Origin of the sequence: Candidatus Clostridium helianthi (assembly GCF_045310795.1) — a bacterium.
Lineage (GTDB): Bacteria > Bacillota > Clostridia > Clostridiales > Clostridiaceae > Clostridium > Clostridium helianthi.
Genome location: NZ_JBJIAB010000023.1, coordinates 33795 through 56834, shown reverse-complemented (window position 1 = coordinate 56834; position 23040 = coordinate 33795). Strand labels below are relative to the sequence as shown.

General features: G+C 30.4%; 21 protein-coding genes. 2 read left to right on the top strand and 19 right to left on the bottom strand.

The features are described from left to right. Positions 1 to 198 precede the first annotated feature (198 nt). Both ACJDTP_RS16975 and ACJDTP_RS16970 read left to right on the top strand, forming a co-directional pair. Complete coding sequence (locus tag ACJDTP_RS16975; protein ID WP_078115205.1) at positions 199 to 972, top strand: motility protein A; 774 nt, start codon at positions 199 to 201, stop codon at positions 970 to 972. A gap of 12 nt (positions 973 to 984) precedes the next feature. Beyond that, positions 985 to 1740 (top strand): OmpA family protein, encoded by a 756-nt coding sequence (locus ACJDTP_RS16970; protein WP_406761907.1) that lies wholly within the window; start codon positions 985 to 987, stop codon positions 1738 to 1740. 437 nt (positions 1741 to 2177) lie between these two features. Here ACJDTP_RS16970 and ACJDTP_RS16965 read toward each other — a convergent pair whose 3' ends face one another. The 19 genes from ACJDTP_RS16965 to pheT all read right to left on the bottom strand — a co-directional run bounded on the left by ACJDTP_RS16965 (position 2178) and on the right by pheT (position 22746). Continuing rightward, positions 2178 to 2813: a DivIVA domain-containing protein gene (locus ACJDTP_RS16965; RefSeq protein ID WP_406761906.1), complete on the bottom strand. Its 636-nt coding sequence runs from the start codon at positions 2811 to 2813 to the stop codon at positions 2178 to 2180. Between the two features lie 13 nt (positions 2814 to 2826). Next, entirely contained in the window at positions 2827 to 3591 is a 765-nt protein-coding gene (locus tag ACJDTP_RS16960) for a YlmH family RNA-binding protein (protein WP_077837521.1), read from the bottom strand. A 3-nt stretch (positions 3592 to 3594) separates the two neighbouring features. Then, on the bottom strand, positions 3595 to 3849 hold the full coding sequence (locus ACJDTP_RS16955) for a YggT family protein (protein ID WP_103698478.1): 255 nt from the start codon (positions 3847 to 3849) through the stop codon (positions 3595 to 3597). Positions 3850 to 3861: 12 nt separating this feature from the next. Next, a complete protein-coding gene (locus tag ACJDTP_RS16950) occupies positions 3862 to 4314 on the bottom strand; it encodes a cell division protein SepF (RefSeq protein ID WP_017208873.1) in 453 nt (150 codons plus the stop codon). Next, positions 4307 to 4987, bottom strand: a complete 681-nt coding sequence (locus tag ACJDTP_RS16945) for a YggS family pyridoxal phosphate-dependent enzyme (RefSeq protein ID WP_077837519.1) — start codon at positions 4985 to 4987, stop codon at positions 4307 to 4309. The genes ACJDTP_RS16950 and ACJDTP_RS16945 overlap by 8 nt, the downstream gene beginning before the upstream one ends. A gap of 92 nt (positions 4988 to 5079) precedes the next feature. Continuing rightward, entirely contained in the window at positions 5080 to 5814 is a 735-nt protein-coding gene (locus ACJDTP_RS16940) for a DUF881 domain-containing protein (RefSeq protein ID WP_077837518.1), read from the bottom strand. A gap of 12 nt (positions 5815 to 5826) precedes the next feature. Then, positions 5827 to 6219 carry a small basic family protein gene (locus ACJDTP_RS16935; RefSeq protein ID WP_011968912.1) on the bottom strand — a complete coding sequence of 131 codons (393 nt, stop codon included), beginning with the start codon at positions 6217 to 6219 and terminating at the stop codon, positions 5827 to 5829. 12 nt (positions 6220 to 6231) lie between these two features. Further along, the gene (locus ACJDTP_RS16930) at positions 6232 to 6960 is read right to left on the bottom strand and encodes a DUF881 domain-containing protein (protein ID WP_077837517.1); all 729 of its coding nucleotides are present in this window, start codon (positions 6958 to 6960) and stop codon (positions 6232 to 6234) included. Positions 6961 to 6967: 7 nt separating this feature from the next. Continuing rightward, positions 6968 to 7729 (bottom strand): cell division protein FtsQ/DivIB, encoded by a 762-nt coding sequence (locus ACJDTP_RS16925; RefSeq protein ID WP_077837516.1) that lies wholly within the window; start codon positions 7727 to 7729, stop codon positions 6968 to 6970. A gap of 190 nt (positions 7730 to 7919) precedes the next feature. After that, on the bottom strand, positions 7920 to 9056 hold the full coding sequence (gene spoVE / locus ACJDTP_RS16920; RefSeq protein WP_017208869.1) for a stage V sporulation protein E: 1137 nt from the start codon (positions 9054 to 9056) through the stop codon (positions 7920 to 7922). A 28-nt stretch (positions 9057 to 9084) separates the two neighbouring features. After that, positions 9085 to 10065 carry a phospho-N-acetylmuramoyl-pentapeptide-transferase gene (mraY, locus tag ACJDTP_RS16915; RefSeq protein WP_168981199.1) on the bottom strand — a complete coding sequence of 327 codons (981 nt, stop codon included), beginning with the start codon at positions 10063 to 10065 and terminating at the stop codon, positions 9085 to 9087. Between the two features lie 103 nt (positions 10066 to 10168). After that, positions 10169 to 11521, bottom strand: a complete 1353-nt coding sequence (locus ACJDTP_RS16910) for a UDP-N-acetylmuramoyl-tripeptide--D-alanyl-D-alanine ligase (RefSeq protein ID WP_078115199.1) — start codon at positions 11519 to 11521, stop codon at positions 10169 to 10171. A 96-nt stretch (positions 11522 to 11617) separates the two neighbouring features. After that, complete coding sequence (locus ACJDTP_RS16905) at positions 11618 to 13078, bottom strand: UDP-N-acetylmuramoyl-L-alanyl-D-glutamate--2,6-diaminopimelate ligase (protein WP_406761905.1); 1461 nt, start codon at positions 13076 to 13078, stop codon at positions 11618 to 11620. A gap of 297 nt (positions 13079 to 13375) precedes the next feature. After that, the gene (locus ACJDTP_RS16900) at positions 13376 to 15625 is read right to left on the bottom strand and encodes a stage V sporulation protein D (protein WP_479723087.1); all 2250 of its coding nucleotides are present in this window, start codon (positions 15623 to 15625) and stop codon (positions 13376 to 13378) included. Between the two features lie 247 nt (positions 15626 to 15872). Then, complete coding sequence (locus tag ACJDTP_RS16895; protein WP_077837511.1) at positions 15873 to 18134, bottom strand: stage V sporulation protein D; 2262 nt, start codon at positions 18132 to 18134, stop codon at positions 15873 to 15875. A 94-nt stretch (positions 18135 to 18228) separates the two neighbouring features. Further along, positions 18229 to 18747, bottom strand: a complete 519-nt coding sequence (locus tag ACJDTP_RS16890; protein WP_242958718.1) for an FtsB/FtsL family cell division protein — start codon at positions 18745 to 18747, stop codon at positions 18229 to 18231. Positions 18748 to 18776: 29 nt separating this feature from the next. After that, the gene (gene rsmH / locus ACJDTP_RS16885; protein ID WP_406761904.1) at positions 18777 to 19709 is read right to left on the bottom strand and encodes a 16S rRNA (cytosine(1402)-N(4))-methyltransferase RsmH; all 933 of its coding nucleotides are present in this window, start codon (positions 19707 to 19709) and stop codon (positions 18777 to 18779) included. 12 nt (positions 19710 to 19721) lie between these two features. Continuing rightward, positions 19722 to 20150: a division/cell wall cluster transcriptional repressor MraZ gene (gene mraZ / locus ACJDTP_RS16880; protein WP_406761903.1), complete on the bottom strand. Its 429-nt coding sequence runs from the start codon at positions 20148 to 20150 to the stop codon at positions 19722 to 19724. A 217-nt stretch (positions 20151 to 20367) separates the two neighbouring features. Continuing rightward, positions 20368 to 22746 (bottom strand): phenylalanine--tRNA ligase subunit beta, encoded by a 2379-nt coding sequence (pheT, locus tag ACJDTP_RS16875; protein ID WP_271810282.1) that lies wholly within the window; start codon positions 22744 to 22746, stop codon positions 20368 to 20370. Positions 22747 to 23040 lie beyond the last annotated feature (294 nt).

The following is a 23040-nucleotide window of genomic DNA, read 5'->3' as shown; positions in this document are numbered from 1 at the left end:
ATTTGTATGAATTAGCGGTCATATATAAACTTCTCCCCTAAATATATAATTATTTTACATATTTTTTATAATATGCTATTATTTTTGTATAAGTATATAAATTCATATACTGTATTAAATTTACATAAATATATATTAACCAGTATGAAAAGTGCTACATATGAGCTAAAATTTCATATATTCAAGGGGGATAATTTTATGGATATTATGACAATTTTAAGTGTACTATTTGCATTTATTTGTATTATAGTAGGCTTTATTATTGAAGGGGGAAAACCTATAGCTTTACTGCAACCAACTGCAGCAATGATAGTTATTGGTGGAACACTAGGTGCCGTAGGAATTTCATTTCCTTCCTCAACATTGAAAAAGTTCCCAAAAGTATTATCAATAGCTTTCAAAAAGAAAGACATTGATCTTAAGGGGTATATAGACTATTTCAAAGGAGTGTCAATTAAAACGAGAAGGGATGGGCTTTTGAGTTTAGAATCTGAACTAACAGATGATGCCCTAGATCCATTTGTAAAAAAAGGGCTGCAAATGGTTGTGGATGGTATAGATCCATCCTCTGTAAAAAGCATCTTAAATACCAAGCTCGAACAGCTTTCTACAAGGCATGAAAATTGTATTGAAATGTTCACCTCTGCAGGTGGCTATGCTCCTACTATGGGAATAGTAGGAACCATAACAAGTTTAGTTATAATACTGAGCGCTTTAAGTGATGTAGCTGCAATGGGTGAAAAAATTGCTGTTGCATTTGTAGCTACTCTATATGGTCTTGCTACAGCAAATCTCTTTTGGCTTCCTATAGCAAGTAAATTAAGAGAAATAAATAAAGAAGAGATTGCTGAAAAAGAAATGATTATTGAAGCAGTATTGCTAATTCAAGAAGGAGTTAATCCAAATACCTTGGTTAGTAAGCTTGTTAGTTATCTAACCGAAGATGAAGCTAAAGATTTAGAAGAAATTTAAAGAGGTATAATTATGAAAAAGAATACAAAAAAAGAAAAAGATGATACTGAGAGATGGATGTTATCTTACCTGGATTTTATAACATTAATGATGATTTTCTTTTTAATGATGTATGCTATTTCTAATGTAGATACTAAAAAATCTCAAACCCTAGCAAATTCGTTAAAAATTGGATTTAATAGTGGTAATGGAGAAAACGTAATAGCAGTATCTGATAGCTCAAATTCTCCTCCTACTGTAATTGATCAACAAAATACTCAGAATAATTCAGACTCTATAGCAGAAGAAGAAAAACTATCTGATGTAAAAAAGAAAGTAGATGATCTTGTCAATAATTCCGAGCTAAAAGGAAGTGTTACTACATCCATTCAAGAAAGAGGACTCATAATAAGCTTCAATGATAGCGTATTCTTTAATAGTGGACAATCTACTATCAAACCTGATTGGCAAGGTAAATTAATATCCATTTCAAAGATTTTAAACGATATCGATAACTATATTCATGTTGAAGGACATACTGATAATGTTGCTATTAATAATGATTATTTTCATTCTAACTGGCAGCTTTCAGCTGTAAGAGCCGCAAATGTAGTAGAGTTTTTAATTTCTAAGGGAAACGTTAAACCCGAAAGATTATCTTCAGTCGGTTATGGAGAGTATAGACCTGTTAAAGATAACAATACCGAAGATGGCAGAGCTGCAAACAGAAGAGTTGATATAGTGATATTAAACACTAAATTTAATGATTCTGAAATTCCAAAAGAATAATATTATTGATAACACAATCATAAACTCTACTTAGAGTACGAAATATATTGCAACCAGAAATGAGTAATATACTTCTGTGGAATGTTTCGTTGATAATTTTGATGGATGTGATTCTTTGGCTATAAGTTGTTCCAAATGTGCTAGTTCAAAGCTTGTTCTTTGATGCTAGCACTTTGGGTGCAACTTTATAGCCTTAGAATCACCCATCAGAATTGCCTAGAAACTGGAACAAAAGTATGTTATTCATTTCGGCGAGTTATATGCATAAGTTCAGGTCTTAGTTTAGTTATCTATAATTAAGCAAATATAGAAAAGCTATCCTTAAACGCTTCAGGATAGCTTTTCTATTATTCAAAAAATACATAATCTTCATTTTATTACGTTATGTAAATAAAATATGTATAATTTTTATTCATTATTTTTGTACGATAGTAAATTTATTCACCTTGAACAAAAAAACTTTTAATCTCATTTAATTCATCATTTAATGAAGGATCATTTTCTTGAGTCTCTATATTTTCACTTACTCCACTCGTAATGCTTGCAACCTCTTTTTCAACTATTTTTTCTATATTAGTTACTTCATCATCTTCTATTGGATCAGATACATTATAATTTTTTATAAAATCCTTCTCTAAATCATCAAATGTTTCTAATTGTGCATTCATGAAATTTCTATATTTTGCTCTAAATTTAATAAATTCTTGTTTAACTCTTTCATATTCATCATTTACTTGAATAACATCATTATGTGCCTTATCCATAATCTTCTGAGCAGTTTCGTTAGCATTTTTTATCATAAATTCAGCTTCTTTTTTAGCCGAACTTTTTGCTTGCTCTGCAGCATTTTGAGCCAATAACAATGTATTTTGTATAGTGCTTTCGATTTTAGAATAGTGCTCTATCTTTTCATTCAAATTAGCAAGTTTCTCTTTTAGATTTGCATTTTCTTTATAGAGCTCTTCATAATTATCTACTACTTCATCTAAAAATTCATCAACTTCATCAGAATTGTATCCTCTTAATCCCTTTTTAAATTCCTTGTTATTTATATCCATTGGTGTCAATTTCATACTTTCACCTCTATTATGTATATTTTTTGATAATAATTTTTATCCTTCCACTTTTGCTATTTCCAACAGAATTACCCACTATAAATTTTCCAAAACCTCTTATAGTAATTCTTTCTTTTCCTTTTAGTTCATAACTTTTATCTTTTATCTTAACGTAATCTATAAGCACTTGACCCTGTTCAATCATTGCTTGAGCTTTAGATCTAGATATATTTATAATCTTAGAAACAATTCCATCAATTCTCAAAGAAGAAACCAAAACTACTACTTCTTCAAAATTAACTTTTGGTAAAAATTCAAAATCATCCACCACTTTTACATTACAAATAACCTTAGAAATTCTGTTTAAATTATATATAATAAAATCTTCTACTTCTTCGTGAACTGGCACATAACATGTATTATTATTTACTAACAAATCACCTATTTTATTTCTTTCTATTCCTAGAGATAAAATTCCGCCCAAAAAATCTCTATGAGTAAGATTAGAAAATTTCGAAGTACTTTCAATTTTAATCAATTTCATAGGAAATGGACTTTTATATATGTTATTAAAAGAAACCATCCTTCTTTCAGAATCATCTAAAAGCCCATTACTTTCAATTTTCAAATCATTGCTAGAGAGGTTTTTCTCAAACCACATCCATATATTTGGTGTATAAAAATTTTTCCCAAATACAGTTATGTTTTTATCTCTAGCCAGTAAATATTTCTCATATAAATTCAATGCATCATTTCTATCATCATCTGTAAAATACTTTGCTATTTTTTCTTTCATAATTTATGGTATAATCCTTTGTAAAAAATTTATAATAATCAATGCAAATATAGGTGAAAAATCCAATGGTAATCCAGGACTTAATCTATACTGTAACTTTCTAATTGGTTCTAAAACGGGATTAACAAAACTGTGTAGTAAATCAATAAATTTATTCCCTTGAATTTGTGGTATCCACGAAACTATACATTCTATGAATATAGCTAGCTCTAATATGCTTAGAAACATATCAATAACTATGTAAACACTATATATCATAATTTATACCTCCTATTTTGACCAATTAAATAGAGCTTTTGAACTTAGTTCATTTTTTAATTCATTTGTTACTTCTACGTTTGATGGTGAAAGAATATATACTCCCTTTTCAATTTGTTGTAATTCTCCGCCTAAAGCATAACATGAACCACTGATAAAATCTAATAATCTTTGTGCAATCTTTAGTTCTAAAACTGTTGTATTTACTAAAACTATTCTTCTATTCTTAAGTGCTTCACAAATTTCAGTTGCCTCTTCATAATCCACTGGCTTAGTTATTGTTACTTTTGTAGTTGAAGATGTATGGATATTTACAACCTTGCTATTCTTCTTATTGGTAATAACAGGTTCTATCTCATCTTCATCCTTCACCTGCTCTTCGTATTGTTCTTCTTCGTATTCATCATACTCCTCGTAATCCTCAAACCCTAATAAAGATTTAACTTTTGATATAACATTACCCATTATTTTCGCCTCCTAAATTATAATTTCTTTCTCCAAATATTCCTGTTCCTATTCTTACTAAGTTAGAACCTTCTTCTATAGCTGTCATAAAATCATGAGTCATCCCCATTGATAATATTTTCATACTAATATTATTATAATTTTTTTCCTTAAGCTCATCAAATATTTTTTTTGTTTTCTTAAAATATTTTCTATTGCTTTCTTCATCCCCTATTGGAATAATAACCATTATACCTTTTACAGAAACAAATTTGCATTTTTCAATTGCTTCTATGAATTCATATAAATCTTCTTCCAAAATTCCACTTTTGCTTTCCTCTCTTCCAATATTAATTTGGATTAAAGTATTAGCAACCTTGTTAACTTTACTAAACTGCTTTTCAATTTCATTTAGCAAACTAATACTAGATAAAGAATGTATCAAATGCACCTTATCTACTAAATACTTAACTTTATTACTTTGAAGCTGTCCAATAAAATGCCATCGTACATCCTCATGAAAATTTTCGGATTTTTTTACTAATTCTTGAACTTTATTTTCCCCAAAATCTCTCATTCCTGCCATATATGCATCTTCTAGATCCTCTAATGGCTTTGTTTTTGAAACAGCTAAGAGCGTTACTTGTTCTGGAATTTTGGATCTTAGTTCTTCAATATTTTGCTTAATTCCCATACTATAACACCTTACTAAATTATTCCTTTCTTTATCACTTTGTATAATATTCTATATAAACTTAAAATTTCCTTCCTAAATATCAATTAATTTCATTTTTTACTTTCATCTCTACTCATATATTTTACATTTGAATTTGCTGTTGTTGGTGGCATGATTATTTTATCTACAACTTTAATATCAACATAAAGTTTTCTAAGCATTAATTGTTTAACATGGCTTCCATCTTCAAGTAAAGCCGCCTTCAATTTCTCCGGATCTCCTATGGCATATATATTAAAAGGAGCATACTCCATTCCACCATCATCAAACCCCAAGAATGCCCAGTTGCAAATTACTCCAGACCACGGAAGTATTCTATGATTATTAACACTAATCGCCTCAGCTCCAGCCACTCTAAGTTCATTCAAAACAAGAGCCATATCATTATCATGTAAAAGCTTATTATTTATTTCATCTGTATTTTCTTCAAGAGCATTTGTAGTTCCATCATTTATCTTAAGTATAATTCCTGGTCCCTCTACGTTATTTGATCCAATAAATGATTTATAATCACTAATTTGATTTTTCATATCATCAAGGATCTTATCATTCTTTTTATCATTCTGAGCATAATTCCTAATCTTATCTTTTTTCTCATTATTATCTTCTTGAAGATTTCCAATGTCTCTATATAATGCTGCCCTTTCTTCAACGGCATTTTGGTACTCTGTTGCATTTAATTGACTATAGGACTGAATACCTTTAAAATTAAAATTCATTGATATTAAAACCCCTAATATTATGGTTGCAATGAAAACAAAGAAAAAACCTTTATTATTTTTCATCACATCACCTCTCTATTTATCATCATGATTTTCTTTATCTATAGAATTATTTCTAGACCTATTTCTTCTTCTTATTTTAAATTCTTCTAATAATAGCCTTCGTATTATTGCGAAGTTATCAAATATTCTTCCTCCAAAAACTATTACCGCCGCCATATATATAGGTATTCCAAGCTTATCACCTAAATAAGCAAGTCCTGCTGCAAGCAATGCATTTCCAAAAAAGCCAGATATAAATATATCTGCTTGAAAGTTTTTAGAGAGATTTCCTCTGACTGCTCCAAAAACTGAATCTAAACATGCTAGTATTGCGACAGACATATATGGTGACAATTTATCAGATATATTAACATCTAATACAAATCCAAGTATTATTCCGATTAGTAGTCCTATAATTGCTATCAACTTAACTCTCTCCTATTCTTTAACTGATTTAATAAAGTCACTCTTTAATGACTGTTTTGATTTTCCTATAAATATATCATCTTCTGATTTAACTTCATTATTATAGTTAGGAAGAGCAAGATATTCTAATGAACCCGGGAAAGAAATTCCAACGTTAAGTCTGCCCTTGTCTCCAATTGCCTTAATTGTAATTTTATCTCTAGGATAAACTTTCCCAGTCGAACCTATGGCCACTCCATTTCCAGCAGTTTTTATTCCTGTTTGCGGTGTTATTCTAATATCATTTATAGATATTGCCTCAGCTCCTGAATACCAAAGTAAGTTAACTATATGAACCAATTCATCTTCTCCTAGATCTCTGCTACTATCATTTGTCGTAGAGCCAAAAATAGATGTTTTAGGTGTTATTGTAAGAACAATGCCCTGCCCTTTAACATCAACTATCCCTAAATGCATTCTAGCCTCATCAAGTTGATTTTTTATATCTTGCCCCATGTCACCATTTTTGGCTGCTGTTTCTTCCATTTGTTTTAACTGATCAGATAATTTTGAATTTGTTGACGCTAATTCTTCTTTTTCTTTTTTTAGAGATTCAACTTCTGAAATAATATCGTTTTTATCATAATTACTGATTTTTGACTCTATATTCTTATTTGATAATACCTTAAATTGATATGCTAATAAAAAACCTAAAAGTCCACAAACAATTGCTATAAATAATTGTGATCTAGATATCTTCATTAATTACCTACCTTTCTTCCTTATAATATACAGGCGCACCGTTAAATCCTACATCTACATATCCCTTAACAATCCCTATATCAGGATTTTGAATTATATGTAATAATTTATTCATCTTATCTGGTATATTTTCATCATTACCAAGTCTTCCTTCTACTTTACCAACATATACTTTTATGTTAGTAAAATCACTTATATCAACATAATCTATTTTATAATTTGTCGGATTGATTTTTATAATTTGATAAAAAATATCTAAAAAATCTAATACTCTACTGTCATCTATCATCTTTTGTCCTAGCGCTACATCTTTTAAATCAATTCCTTTAACATTAACTAAACTTCTATTTTCAACGCTATCTGTTTTTTCAAGCAAATTCCCATCATTATCTAAAACATATTTATATCCATCTTTTTCAACATAATATATCCCTTCTTTTTCTGAAATCTTTATATTAACTTGTTTGGGATACGACTTGCTTATTTCAACATTTTCTACGTATGGATTCTTTTTAGCATTGCTTATTATATTTTGTTTATTTATGAATAGAATATTCTGTCCTATTAGATTCTCTGTACTATTCTTAACATCTTCTCCACTCATTACTGGATTACCTAAAATAGAAACCTTCTTAATAATGAAAAAATTCGATTTTATTGCAAAAATTGTTCCCACTATAAATAGGACTATAATAGTCATAATTATTTTCCTTATTAGTCTTCTTCTTTGTGACCTCAAAATCAATTTATTATTATTCGTTTTTACCATACTCATCCCTATTCTTATCTATGCCTTATATATTTAAACACTTATTATTTTATAATATTTAGTATAAATTTCATATATAATAATACCACTTTAACGATATATTTTCATCTAAAATTTAAAACTACTTTAAATAATTACCTAAAAAATACAGGGCAAAGATTTGTATTCTAATTCTTTGCCCTGTATTTTCTTATATTTCCTTAAATTCATCTTTTCCTTCAGTTTGCCTTGATATGTTTAAAAGTATTCCTATTGCCGTCATATTTATTACTAATGAAGTTCCCCCATAGCTAATAAACGGTAGCGGAACCCCTGTAACTGGCATCGATCCTGTAACAACTGCAATATTTATTAAAGATTGAACTGCTACAACTCCAGTTATGCCTATTGCAAGAAGAGTACCATATGTGTCTCTAGCTTTCATCGCCACACTTATTCCCCTCCAAACAAATATTACAAAAAGCAATATTATACATATACACCCAATAAGCCCTAACTCCTCGCCGATAATGGAGAAAATAAAATCATTATGTGGCTCTGGCATATACAAAGTTTTTTGCCTTGATTGGCCAAGGCCAAGCCCTGTAACTCCTCCAGCACCTAATGCATAAAATGATTGTATAAGCTGATATCCATCTCCTATTGGATCTTTCCATGGATTTGTAAAACTCATTAATCTTTTCATTCTATATGGTTCTAATACTGTAAATGCAACTGCTGCTGCAACTAATGCTGGCGCAACAATTCCAAATAAGTGCTTTATTCTTCCACCAGCTGCAAATAAAACAAGAAATGTAACTATCATTATAACCGAAGCTATACTTAAATTCTTCTCAGCTAATACAATAGCTGCATAAAATCCTGATGTAGCTAAATAAGGAACTATTCCAGTTTTAAAATCTTTTACACCTTCCCCTTTTACTTCAAGACTTCTTGCTAAAAAGAGTACTACAACATATTTCGCAAGCTCAGATGGCTGAAAGCTTAATGGCCCTAAATTAATCCATCTTTGCGCTCCATTAGTTCCTGGAAAAAGAAACACTGCTAATAGTATAGGTATAGTTGCTATCATTATTATAGCCGTATATTTCTTTATCTTATGATAATCAACACTCATCGCTACTGCCATTGCTATAACTCCAACAACACCTGCCATTAATTCTTTTTTCAGAAAAAACATACTATCTTTATACATAAACATAGCATAATAAGAACTTGCAGAATATACCATAACCACACCAATTGTTAAAAGTAATGCTACGGTATAAAATATTCCATAATCTATTTCACCCATTTTTGATTTTCTTTTGGACCCAATGACCTTCATACATAAATCCTCCAAATCTACTACTTAACTAAAGTGCTACAAAGCCAATTATACATAAAATCGCTGTAATACTTGAAAAAATCGTTACTATTTTTACTTCACTCCACCCAACTTGCTCAAAGTGATGATGGATTGGAGACATCCTAAATACTCTTTTACCTGTTAATTTAAATGATGTAACTTGAATTATAACAGATAATGTTTCAATTAAATATATTCCACCAACTATAATCACAAACAGCTCCATTTTTAACATTAATGCTATTGTTCCGATAACTCCCCCTAGAGCTAGCGAACCTGTATCACCCATAAATATCTTTGCAGGGAAAGCATTAAATTTTAAAAATCCAAGTAATGCTCCAGCTAATGCTATTGCAAAAACTGCTACTTCAACATTCTGTGTTCTAAAACCAATGATAGCAAAGAAAGTTAACACTATAACCGTAACTGAAGTTGCAAGTCCATCTATTCCGTCAGTTAAGTTTACAGCATTAGTTACTGCTGCATAATATACTACTATAAATGGTATGTATAGCATTCCTAAATTCAATCTAAAATTTTGATTTATAAATGGAATCAAAATATCTGTACCCACATTTGTATATCCATACCATGCTAAAGCTACTGAAAATAAGACTAGCAAAATCATCTTTTGCGCTGCTCTTAATCCTAGATTATCTTTATGAATTATTTTTAAAATATCATCTAAAAATCCAATAAATCCAAAAGCTAAAAATGAATAAAGTAATATCATTTCTCTACTCATAGGTTTTTGACCCATGATTAATATAGCTGTAGCTGTAGCTATAAAAAATATAAGCCCTCCCATTGTTGGTGTTCCAGATTTTTTCTGATGACTTTTAGGCCCTTCTTTTCTTATATTTTGACCAAATTTCAACTTGTGTAATATCGGTATAAATATTGGTCCAAGTACTATTGAAAATACGAACCCCATAATTAGTGGTGCTAAAATTTTTGAGTTAATTAATAAGTTTATTGCTTCCCCCATCCAGTGTTGCCTAAAATATCCGAAAGAAAATAATCATGCTAGGTAATTATTTTCTTGAAGATCCTAATTAAGGCAAGTCACCTCCTTCGTGTTATTTTAAATTCTATAGATATTTGGTTATTTCCTCAAATTTTGCACTTCTAGATGCTTTAATTAAAATAGTATCATTTACTTTAATCATATCAGTTAACCTCTGCATTAATTCTTGTTTACTCTCAAACACCATTGTACGCTCTCCAAAGCCTTTCTTATAATACTCTTTAAATTCACCAGTAGTCAATAAAATATCTGCTTTATCTTTCGCAAATTCACCAACTTGGATATGTGCTTCTTCTGCATAATCTCCAAGTTCACCCATAGTTCCAAGTACCGCGATTTTTCTCGATCCAGAATAATTTTTTAGCACTTCAAGTGCAGCTTTCATTGAATCTGGATTAGCATTATAAGAATCATTTATAATAGTAAACTTATCTTTATTTATAACTTCAAGTCTCATAGAAGTAGCATTAAAATTCCCTAACCCCTTTTCCATCTCTTCAAAAGTCAACCCAAAATTTCTTGCTATTTGTATTCCTATAAGTGCGTTTAAAACATTATGTTCTCCGACCATATTTAGAGTAAATCTATAATTTTTATTATCATCAGTAACTACATCAAATGAAGTATTTTCAGATGTTAATTTTATATTCTTAGCGTAAAGATTATAACTTGAATCATAACCTACTCTCTCTAAATTAAACTTATCACACTCAACTATTGTTTTTAGCATATCATTTTCACAGTTCACTATTAATGAGTTTTTGTTTTCAAAGAAATCTGTTATAGACATCTTCTCTTTAAGTATATTTTCTCTAGTCTTCAAATATTCTATATGAGCCACTCCAATATTAGTTATTGCACCAACATCCGGAAGTGCAATACTCGCTAACTTATTTATCTCTCCAAAATTACTCATTCCCATTTCAAGGACAGCTATATCATAATCTTTAGAAAGTTCAAATATCATAAGTGGTAATCCAATTTCGTTATTGAAATTTCCTTGAGTTTTAAAAACTTTGTATTTTCCACTTAGAAATGCAGCTACTAAATCTTTTGTTGAAGTTTTACCAGTAGATCCTGTTATTCCAACTACTTTTACTCCAATTTTCTTTCTGTAAAATCTAGCCAAATCTCCTAAAGCTTCTTTAGTGTCGTTTACTTTAATAATAGTTCCCCTATTATTTAAATCTTCAACTTTAAACTTCACATCATCAATTATTATTATAGATGCCCCTTTTTCGATAGCTTGTATTGTATAATCATTACCATTAAAATTCTCTCCTTTTAATGCAATGAATAAATTATCCTTCTGAATTTTTCTAGTATCAGTTGAAATCTTATTAAAAATACCTTCGTTATTTTTAACTATTATTTCCCCATCCACTGCCTTAATTATTTCCGCTAAATTTAAATCCAAGTTCATCCACCCCTTATTTTCCTGTTAACTTCATCAACAAAATAACAATCCTAAATATCGCTTAAATCCGTCATTGTTACATTATGAATAAGATCCCTAATTGTTCATGCTATCTAATATTTCTTTTACAATTTCTCTTTCATCAAAATGTATAGTTTCATCTCTCAATACTTGATAAGTTTCATGCCCCTTACCTGCAATAACTATTACGTCATTATCTTGAGCTATATCTATAGATTTTTTTATTGCTTCTTTTCTATTTTCTATTACAAAATAATTATCTTTGTCAATTCCAGCTTCAATGTCTTTTATTATACTTAGAGGTTCTTCACTTCTAGGGTTATCGGATGTTACAATTGTAATATCTGCAATATCTGTAGATATTTTACCCATTTCAGGTCTTTTTACCTTATCCCTGTCTCCCCCACAACCAAATACAGATATCAATCTTCCTTTTGTAAAAGCCTTAGCTGTCTTTAATATATTTTCTAAACCATCTGGAGTATGTGCATAATCTATGATGATTTCATAACCTAAATTATATTCTTTTGCTACTCTTTCACATCTTCCTAAAACTACTACATTTTCAATGCCGCTTTTAATATACTTTATAGGCATACCTAATTTAAAACATGCTGCTATTGCACCTAACGCATTATATATATTATATTCACCTGGTATATTTAAAATAAATTGCTCATCTTCTTTCAAGTTGAGCTTAAATTTGATTTCTCTACTTCCCATTTCTTCATCAAAAGCTTTAAAATCTGAAATGCTTTTTACTGAGAATGAATATATATCATTACATTTCAAATTGTTTAAATCACTAATTACTTGTCTCCCGTAATTATCGTCAACATTAACAATTTTTATTCTAGATTTTTCAAACAATTTAAACTTTGCCTTGTAATAATTTTCAAAAGTCTTGTGAAAATCCAAATGATCTCTAGTCAAATTAGTAAATATTCCAACCTGAAATTCAATACCATAAACTCTATCTAATGCTAATGAATGAGAAGACACTTCCATAACACAATACTCTACACCTTTATCAACCATTTCAGAAAATAATTCTTGAAGCTCTAAGGATTCTGGAGTTGTTCTTTCAGTATGAATTTTTTCATCACCTATAAAATTTGCAATAGTTCCAATAAGACCAACTTTTTTATTGCTTTCTTCTAAAATATGCTTAATCATAAAAGCAGTAGTAGTTTTTCCATTAGTTCCAGTAACTCCAATTATCTTCATTTTAGAACTAGGATTATCATAATAATTTGCCCCCATTAATGCCAATGCTTTTCTTGTATCATTGCATTTAATAATGGCAATATTCTCATCCTTTATTTCTATATCATCTTGGATTACTATAACTTTTGCTCCGGTTTCAATAGCTTTTTCTATATATTTATGGCCATCAGTTGCATATCCTTTTATACAGACAAAAACATCATCAATGCCAGCTTTTCTGCTATCATAGTTTATTTTGTTAACTTCAATATCAATATCACCCTGAATTGATTCAAAATCTATTCCTTTTAAAATACTTTTCAAATTCATATTGAATTCCTCCTAATTAACTTATCGTATATGAATATTTTAATTTATATTTTATATTAATAATTATTACGTTTAAGAAAATTAAATGCACAATTATTATCTAATCTCAGCGAATATGATTTATTTTGTATGTAATGATTTTATGAACTATGAAAGCTATTAATTAGAACTTATATGATAAAAAAATATAGCATGCGAGCATCCCCACATGCTAGTATTTCATCATTCGCCAATTCACTTTAAATTTTCCGCAAAAAGCGATTTTAATTTAAATTTCCTATATATCTACCATTATTCTTAATCTTCATAATACGAACTTAAAATCAACTCGGCAGTTGTTCCTTTAGGTATAACTTCACCTTCTGAAATATTCTGTACTGAAACAACTCCATTTCCTTCAAAAGTTGCTGTTATTCCAAGATTTTTTAATAAAGTAGTCGCATCCTCTTTTGAATATCCCCTAACATTTGGCATTACAACATTATTATTATAAGTCGCATCCCCACTTGTGTAAAGAGTTATTTTAGAACCTTCCTTTACTGATGAACCTGGATATGGCTTCATACTTACTATTGTTTCCTCACTTCCATCTATATTACAATCTAAGCCTTTATCCTTTAATACTTTCTCAGCATCTGAAACTTTCATGTTTCTAACTTCTGGAATAATAATATCCTTAACAATTTTCTCATTAGAAGATGCACTATTTAAATAGTCAAAGATACCTGTAAACAATAGTTTTGCATATGGTACTGCTACTTGTGAAGCATAGTATTCACCATTGCTAGGCTCATCAACAGTTATCATAACTGTAACTTTAGGATCATTAGCTGGAGCCATTCCCACAAATGAAGATATATATTTGCCTTCTCCATACTTACCACCAACAACCTTTTCTGCAGTTCCTGTTTTACCCCCAATGTGATATCCATCTATAAAAGTTCCAGTTGCTGTTCCCCCAGTTACAACACCTTCAAGATAACTTCTAAGTTCTGCTGTCTTTTCTGCACTTGCAACTGTAGCAGTCGTAGGTTTAAAAGTTTCATCAACAATCTTAACATTATTTTCATCATTATGAGTAATTTCTTTCATTACATGAGGTTGAATTAGAGTTCCTCCATTAGCAATAGCATTAAATGCAGCCATATATTGAACCGAATTTACTGTATTAGTCTGTCCAAATGATATCGTTGCAAGATCCGCTTCCGAAACTTTATCAATTGGTTTCACAATTCCAGATGCCTCTCCTGGCAAGTCGATTCCACTTACTTTTCCGAATCCGAACTTATTAATAGATTCATATAATTTGTCTTTACCAATCATTTGTCCTAATTTTACAAAACACACATTTGATGAATTCTGAATAATTTGAAGTAAATTTTGAAGTTTATTTTCCCGTTCTGCATCCTTCACTACAATTCCGCCTACAGATATTGATCCATTATCCACAAATTGCGTATCTTTATTTGCAACATTGTTTTCTAAACCAGATATAGTAGTGATTACTTTAAATATTGATCCTGGTTCAAAAGTATCACTTACCAACCTATTTCTCCACATTTTCTGTATCTTATCATTTAGATCTGCTCCATCAAATTTACTTGCTCCATCATATGGATTATTAGGATCAAAATCTGGTTTATTTACCATTCCTAAAACTTCTCCAGTCTTAGGATTCATTACTAATATCGAAACCTCTTTAGCCTTATCATCTTTATAGGCCTTTTGTGCTATATTTTCAACAATGTTTTGGATATTTTCATCGATAGTCAAAGTAACATCTTTGCCATTTACAGGTTCTGTATATTGAGAAACTGTATAAGGCAAATCTTCATTATTTTTATCAAGCTCCGCAACCTTCATTCCAGGAATTCCAGATAAATATGAATTATATTGAAGTTCTACACCACTTAATCCTTTGCCATCAGGATCAGTAGTTCCTAAAACATGCGATAGAAAATTATTATTAGGATAATATCTTTTCGTATCTTGTGAAACTATAATTCCATTTATATTAAGTTCTTTTACTTTATCCGCTATATCTTTTTCTATTTTTCGTGCTACAGTCACAGAAAATGCATCTGCACCACTTGGAAGCTTCTTTTCTAAATCCGCTTTTATTTCTGACACATCCATATTTAATACTTTCGCAATTACAGGTGCAATATCATCGTTTGTTAGGCCACTTCCTTCTGTAGGGATTGGAATTCCTACACTTTTCATATGGCTAAGCTCTTTATTTGGAATAGATTTTGCTGGTCTTTTCAAGTAATTCCTTATTGAATTTAAATCAAAGTCCACTCTATAGACATTAGCAGATACAGCCAGTTCATTTCCGTTCCTATCCAAGACTTCTCCTCTTTTAGCATCTATTTTCACTTCACTTGTCCACTGTTCTTCTGCTCTTGCTGAATAGTCTTTTCCATCAACCATCACTATATAAGAGAGTCTAATTATTAATATAGCAAAAATAGCTGTTAATGAAAAAGCAACACTTCTTGTTCTCTTCCGTATCTTTACTTTACTTACATGTTTTTTCTTTTTCAATGCCTGTTCCTCCATTTATTTTCCTCTGAATAAAACACTAATTTAAATATTCACCTATTAGCTAAGTATTGGTTTTAACAGTTCTAATAGGATACCTAAATATATAACGCATATTATTACTAAAAAATATTAGTATGCGAGAATTCTCACATACTAATATTTTTTCATTTGTATAATTCATACCAAGCTCCTTACAAAACATACTCGCTTCGTTTTAGAGTTTTAGTATTAATTTATTCTCACTTTTTTAATCCTTATAGTCTGAACTTAAGGTCAACTTAACAGTTGTTCCCTTTGTTATAACTTCACCTTGAGAAATATCTTGTTCTGAGACTGCTCCACTTCCTTCAAAGACAGGCACTATTCCCAGCTTCTTCAATAGTGTATTAGCATCTTCCTTTGAATATCCCCTAACATCAGGCATTACAACATTATTACTATTTGTTCCATCGCTACTTGTATAAAGATTTATTTTTGACCCTTCCTTTACCGAATATCCTGGATATGGTGTTAAGTTTACTACTGACTCCCCATCACCATCTATATTAAAATCTAACTTGGCATCCTTCAACGCTTTTTTAGCATCATCAACTTTCATCCCTCTAACTTCTGGGATAATAACATCTCTAGTAATTTGTCCCATATTTTCATCTGAAAATTTGTTATTAAGGTAATTAAAAATATCAGTAAATAATGGTTTTGCTGGCGGTACAGCAACTTGTGCAGCATAATAAGCACCATTACTTGGTTCATCAATAGTTACCATCATAGTAATTTTAGGATCATCCACAGGAGCCATTCCAACAAATGAAGATATATACTTACCTTCTTGATATCTTCCATCAATAACTTTCTGAGCAGTACCTGTCTTACCTCCTATATGGTAACCTTCTATAAATGTTCCTGTTCCAGATCCCCCTGTAATAACTCTTTCAAGATAACTTCTAAGTTCTGCTGTCTTTTCAGTACTTGCAACTGTTGTTGTCTTAGGCTTAAAAGTTTCATCAACAATATTAACATTATTTTCATCTTCATGAGTGATTTCTTTCATCACATGTGGTTGTATCAAAGTTCCGCCATTAGCAATAGCATTAAACGCAGTCATATATTGAACTGAGTTAACTGTATTAGTTTGTCCAAATGAAATTGTAGCAAGATCTGCCTCAGAAACCTTATCAACTGGTTTAACAATTCCTTTTGCTTCTCCAGGTAAATCAATCCCACTCGCTTTTCCAAAACCAAATTTATTAATATATTCACATAATTTTTCTTTTCCAATCATTGCCCCAAGCTCCATAAAGCCTACATTACATGAATTCTGAATTATGTCTGGGAATACTTCTGCTCCATGCCCCTGAGTTCTCCAGCACTTAGGAGTAATTCCTCCAACTTTTAATGAACCTCCACAATAAAACTTACTATCCTTATTTACAATGTTTTCTTCAAGGCCAGTAATAGCTGTTACTACCTTAAATATTGAACCAGGTTCAAAAGTATCATTTACCAACCTATTTCTCCACATCTTTTGTACTTTGTCATCTGAACTTGCTCCATCAAATTTATCTGCACCATCACGCGGATTATTAGGATCAAAATCCGGTTTATTTACCATTGCTAAAACTTCACCTGTTTTAGGATCCATAACAAGAATTGATACTGCTTTAGCCTTTGTATCATTATAAGCTTGTATGGCAGCTTTTTCTGCAAAATTTTGTATATTTTCATCAATCGTAAGTGTAACATCTTTACCGTTTACCGGTGCTGTAAACTGAGATATTGTATAAGGTAAATCTCTATTATTTTTATCAAGTTCTGCAATCTTCATTCCAGGAATTCCTGATAAGTATGAATTGTATTGAAGCTCTACTCCTGTAAGCCCTTTACCATCAACATTAGTACTTCCGAGTACATGTGCTAAGAAATTATTATTCGGATAATATCTTTTAGTATCTGGGGATACTAAAACTCCGCTTATATTAAGTTCTTTTACCTTATCTGCTTGTTCTTTTTCTATTCTTCTAACTAAAGTAGCAGATCCAGCCTTTGCTCCACTTGGAAGTCTTGTTTCAAGCTTATCTTTTACTTTATCTACATCTAAATCTAATGCCTTTGCAATAACAGGCGCAATATCATCAGTTTTTAATCCATCATCTCCAGAAGGTATTGGAATTCCTACACTTTTCATATTATCTATATCTGTTTTTGATAGATCCTTTAACCCTCTTGATAAATATGCTCTTATAGAATTTAAATCGAAATCTACTCTATAAACATTAGCAGATACCGCTAATTCTTTACCGTTCCTATCTAATATCCTTCCTCTTATGGCATCTATCTTTACCTCACTCGTCCATTGTTCTTCTGCTCTTGCTGCATAATCTGCTCTTTTAACTATCATTATATAAGAAAGTCTAAGAGTTAATATTACAAAAACAATTGTCAACGCAAAAGCTGCTATACTCATCCTTTGACGCATTTTTGCCCTATCTTTATAATTCTTTTTTTTCAACTTTTATTTCCCCCATGCACACTTTCTTTTACATAAAACCCGAAAGAACCAAGATAAAGCCATTAATTTCCTAACTATAATTACTTATTTTTTATTATTTTAAGTAGCTTATTATTTTAGAGAATATGTTCTTACTTTTAGCAGTATTTTCGGAACTTTTAGGTTTTAAATCTTCAAAATAATTCTGTGAAAAGTCAACTTTTATAGTTTGTTCTTTTTTTGGAATAGCCATTGCCAATTTACTTTCAGCATTCTTTTGAATATTATTTAATGAAGAAAATTTCAATATTTTTACTTTTAATGCCTCATTATCTTCTTGTGTTTGTTTTATTTGAGTATCCAAGTTTCTCACATTGCTTTCCATAGTATAAACCTTGTTATCCCCGTGAATAGTAATAAACCCTAAACTAAATATGACAACTGCCACAGTTAGTAAGTATTTCCTATCATTTTTTCTCCTGTTTTTTAATAGGATATTTTTGCTTATAATTTGTTTTCTTCTTTGTATTTGTTTATATTTTTTATCCGGTTTACGTACTCTTGTTTTTCTTTCTGGAGCTAATACTGTATTCCCTTTTATATAATCATATTCTCTTCTTCCCAATTTATTCACATCCCAACTCATTTATAACATAATAATAATTATAATTTCTCAATTACTCTAAGCTTAGCGCTTCTACTCCTTGGATTTTCTTCAATCTCTTCTTTAGTTGGTGCAATACCTTTTTTAGCTATATTTTTAACTAATGGTAATTTTCCACAGATACACATTGGAAATTCTTTTGGACAAGTACATGGATTCTCTAATTCTCTAAACTTTAATTTCACTATTCTATCTTCCAAAGAATGAAAGGTTATAATAGCCATTCTTCCACCTTTATTTAATCTATTCACTCCATCCTCTATAGTTTTATTAAGTATCTTTAATTCTGAGTTAACCTCTATTCTAATGGCCTGAAAAGTTCTTTTAGCCGGATGTGGCCCTTCTCTTCTCATCTTTGCTGGAATTGCAGCTTTAATAATATCTACAAGTTCAAAAGTTGTTTCTATTGGTTTCTCAATTCTTCTATTTACAATAAAATTCGCAATTCTTTTAGCAAATCTTTCTTCACCATAGTTCTTTATTATTTTATATAAGCTGTCCTCATCGTAATTATTTACAATATTGTACGCTGAGAAATCATTTTCTCTATTCATTCTCATATCTAACGGAGCATCTTGCATATAGCTAAAGCCTCTTGATGCTTCATCGAGTTGATATGATGAAACTCCAAGATCCATCAAAATTCCATCAACCTTTTCGATATCTAGATCGTTTAAAATACTATCAATATTATAAAAATTGCTATGAACATACTTTACATTTTCAAAATCCTTAAGTTTTTCCTTTGCTGCCTTTAGAGCATCTTGGTCTTGATCTATCCCAATAAGCATACCATCTTTGGAAAGATTGCTTAAGATATGAGATGAGTGTCCTGCTCCTCCTAAAGTACCATCAACATAAATCCCGTTCTCCTTTATGTTTAATGCCTCTATACATTCATTCAATAAGACCGATACATGTTTAAATTCCATAATAAAAACTCCTTATATTCCTAAATCATTCATTTTTTCTGCAATTGAATCAAAGTCTATATTTGATTCGTTATATTCGCTCCACTTTTCTTTGCTCCATATTTCTACTCTAGATAATACTCCAATACTTACTATGTCCTTTTCTATACCTGCATATTCCTTTAAATTTTGTGGAATCAATCCTCTTCCTTGCTTGTCTAACTCGACTTCACAAGCTCCAGAAAAAAAGAACCTCACAAAGGATCTAGCATCCTTATTTGTTAAAGGTAAAGTTTTTAATTTATTCTCGAATATTTTCCATTCATCAAATGGATAAGCGTACAAACACCCATCAAGCCCCTTTGTAATAACAAATTTATTACCAAGTCCATCTCTTAGTTTTGCTGGAACAATTATTCTATTTTTAGGATCTAACGCATGTTGATATTCCCCAATGAACAATATTCTCAGCTCCTACTTTTATTGATTAGGTAATTTCCCTCTATTTTAAACCACTTAACACCACTTTTAACCACTTTATCTATACTTATTCTATAGAAACATGATATTTCCTTCTTTAAACTTATATTTTTTTGCATAAATAAAAATAGCTGCTTCAAAAATAATAAAACTTATTTCTGAAGCAGCTTTCATTTAGCAAAACTTGAGTTATTATACCTTAATCTCTTAATGTAGCTCCAAGCTTATATTCTAAAGATTTTAGGATTTTTTCATGAACTTTATTAACATCTTTATCTGTTAATGTCTTATTTTCATCTCTGTACCAGATTGCATAAGCTATGCTCTTTTTACCATCTGGAATTTGCTTTCCTTTATATATATCAAATAATTCTACTTTTTCAACTAAATTTCCGCCAGCTCTTTTTATTGTATCATCAATTTCTTGAACTAAAAGACTATCATCAACAAGTAATGCAATATCTCTTGTTACTGCTGGGAATTTTGGAAGTGCTTTATATTTTTTATCCATATCAGCATTTTCATATAAAACATCTAAATCTAATTCTGCTACATAGCAAGGTACATCTAGACCGTAATTTTCACATACATCTAAATGAACTTCTCCTAAAGTTCCAGCATTAGTTCTACCAACAACTATCTTAGCTGTTTTTCCAGGGTGGTAACTTACATTTTCGCTCTCTCTCTCATATTTAACACTCTTTATACCTAACCCATCAGTTATATTTTCAACAACACCTTTAAGATCTAAGTAGTCACATTCTCCATAAATACCTATAGTTAAAATATTCTTTTCTGTTGGAAGTTTTGTTTCATCCTCATTTGGAATGTAAACTTTCCCCATTTCAAACAATCTTACATATGAGTTATTTCTAGAATAGTTTCTTCCAAGTGATTCCATCATTGAAGGAAGTGTTGAAGTTCTCATTACACTATAATCTTCCCCTAATGGATTTCTTATCTTAACTACATTTCTAAGCTCACTATCTTCTGATAAATTAATTTTATCAAAAACCTTTGGAGATACAAATGAATAACTAATAGATTGATTTAAGCCACTTCCTGTAGCAAGCATTACTACTCTATTATCTAATAATCCTTTTCTATATCTTGGCTCTCTTTCTGTAGAAACTTTAAAAATTGTTGTAGGGATTTTTTCATATCCATAAATCCTTGCAATTTCCTCAGCTATATCTTCTCTAATTGCAATATCAACTCTGAAAGTTGGAGCAGTCACAACTAAGTTATCACCATTTATTTCTGTAAATAAGTCAACACTATCTAAACATCTCTTCATCTCTTCTTTAGAAAGATCTGTTCCAAGGAAGCTGTTTACCCAATTGGAATCAACAGTTACAGTTGATACTTCTTTCTTGTTGTTGTAAACATCTATAGTACCTTCCATAACTTCTCCGGCATCTAATTCACAGATTAAGCTACATGCTCTATTTAATGCAATTTCAGCTAAATTAGGATCAATATCTTTTTCAAATCTTCCCGAAGCTTCTGTTCTTAGATTTAATTTCTTTGAGTTTACTCTTATGTTAGTTCCATCAAAATTCGCACATTCAAAAACAACTTCTGTAGTATCCTCTTTTATTTCTGAGTTTAAACCACCCATTATTCCAGCAAGACCGATAATATTTTCTCCATCTTTAATGCAAAGCATCGAATCATCTAATTCTCTTTCTACTTCATCTAAAGTTGTAAACTTTTCTCCTTGATTTGCTCTTTCAATTACTATTTTATTCGTAGCAATTTCTCTTTTATCAAAAGCATGCATTGGTTCACCAGTTTCAAGCATAACAAAGTTTGTTATATCAACTATATTATTTATTGGTCTTATACCAGCTTCAAGAAGTCTTTCTTGCATCCAACCTGGTGATGGCTGAACTTTAACATTTTTAACGCCTCTTGCCATATACCTATTACAAAGAGTATCTTTAACTTCAACAGTTAACTCTTCATTTATATTTTTTGAATTTTTAGTTTCATACTCTAAACTTGGCATTCTATAAGTTGTTCTAAGCGCTGCTGCTGTTTCCCTCGCCATACCTACCATGCTTAAACAGTCAGGTCTGTTTGAAGTAATTTCAAAATCTAGAATTGCTTTATTTAATCCTAAAATTTCTTTGATATCAACTCCGAGCTTAGTATCAGTAGGTAAAATCATTAATCCATGAACCGGCTCATCTCCAGCTGTACCTAATTCTTCTTCTGAGCAGAACATACCATTAGATACTACTCCTCTAAGTTTTCCTTTTTTTATTTTAGTTCCGTCGGCAAGTGTTGAACCATGAAGAGCAACCGGCACAACATCTTGCTCTTTCATGTTCGTTGCTGCTGTAACTATTTGTATTTGTTCACTTCCTATATCAACTTGACATATACTTAACTTATCTGCATCAGGATGTTTTTCAATATTAGTAATTTTTCCTGTAACTACATTTTGAATTACATCTCCTTGGATAACAAGTTCTTCTAGTTGTGAACCAGTTAGAGTTAATTTATCTCCTAATTCCTTAGGACTAACATTTATATCAACATAATCTTTAAGCCAATTATATGGTACTTTCATTTTGTTTCCTCCTTTTATTGCTGGGTATAGCATCTTATTTTAATCCAATTTCTTCACTCCCCCTCATTTTTACATGTGCAAAAGTTCTTAATTGGTAGAATAGCTACACCCTTTTTAATATTCAAAAAATCTTAATTGCAGAATAGCTGCTTTTTTTAAGTTAATAAGTTCTTAATTGCAGCATAGCTGCTTTTTTTAAGGTGTATATCTTTAGAATATATATGGTAATATTCTAAAGAATAAATATTCCTAAGAATGTATATTCTTAAATTCTTAAATTCTTAAATTCTTAAA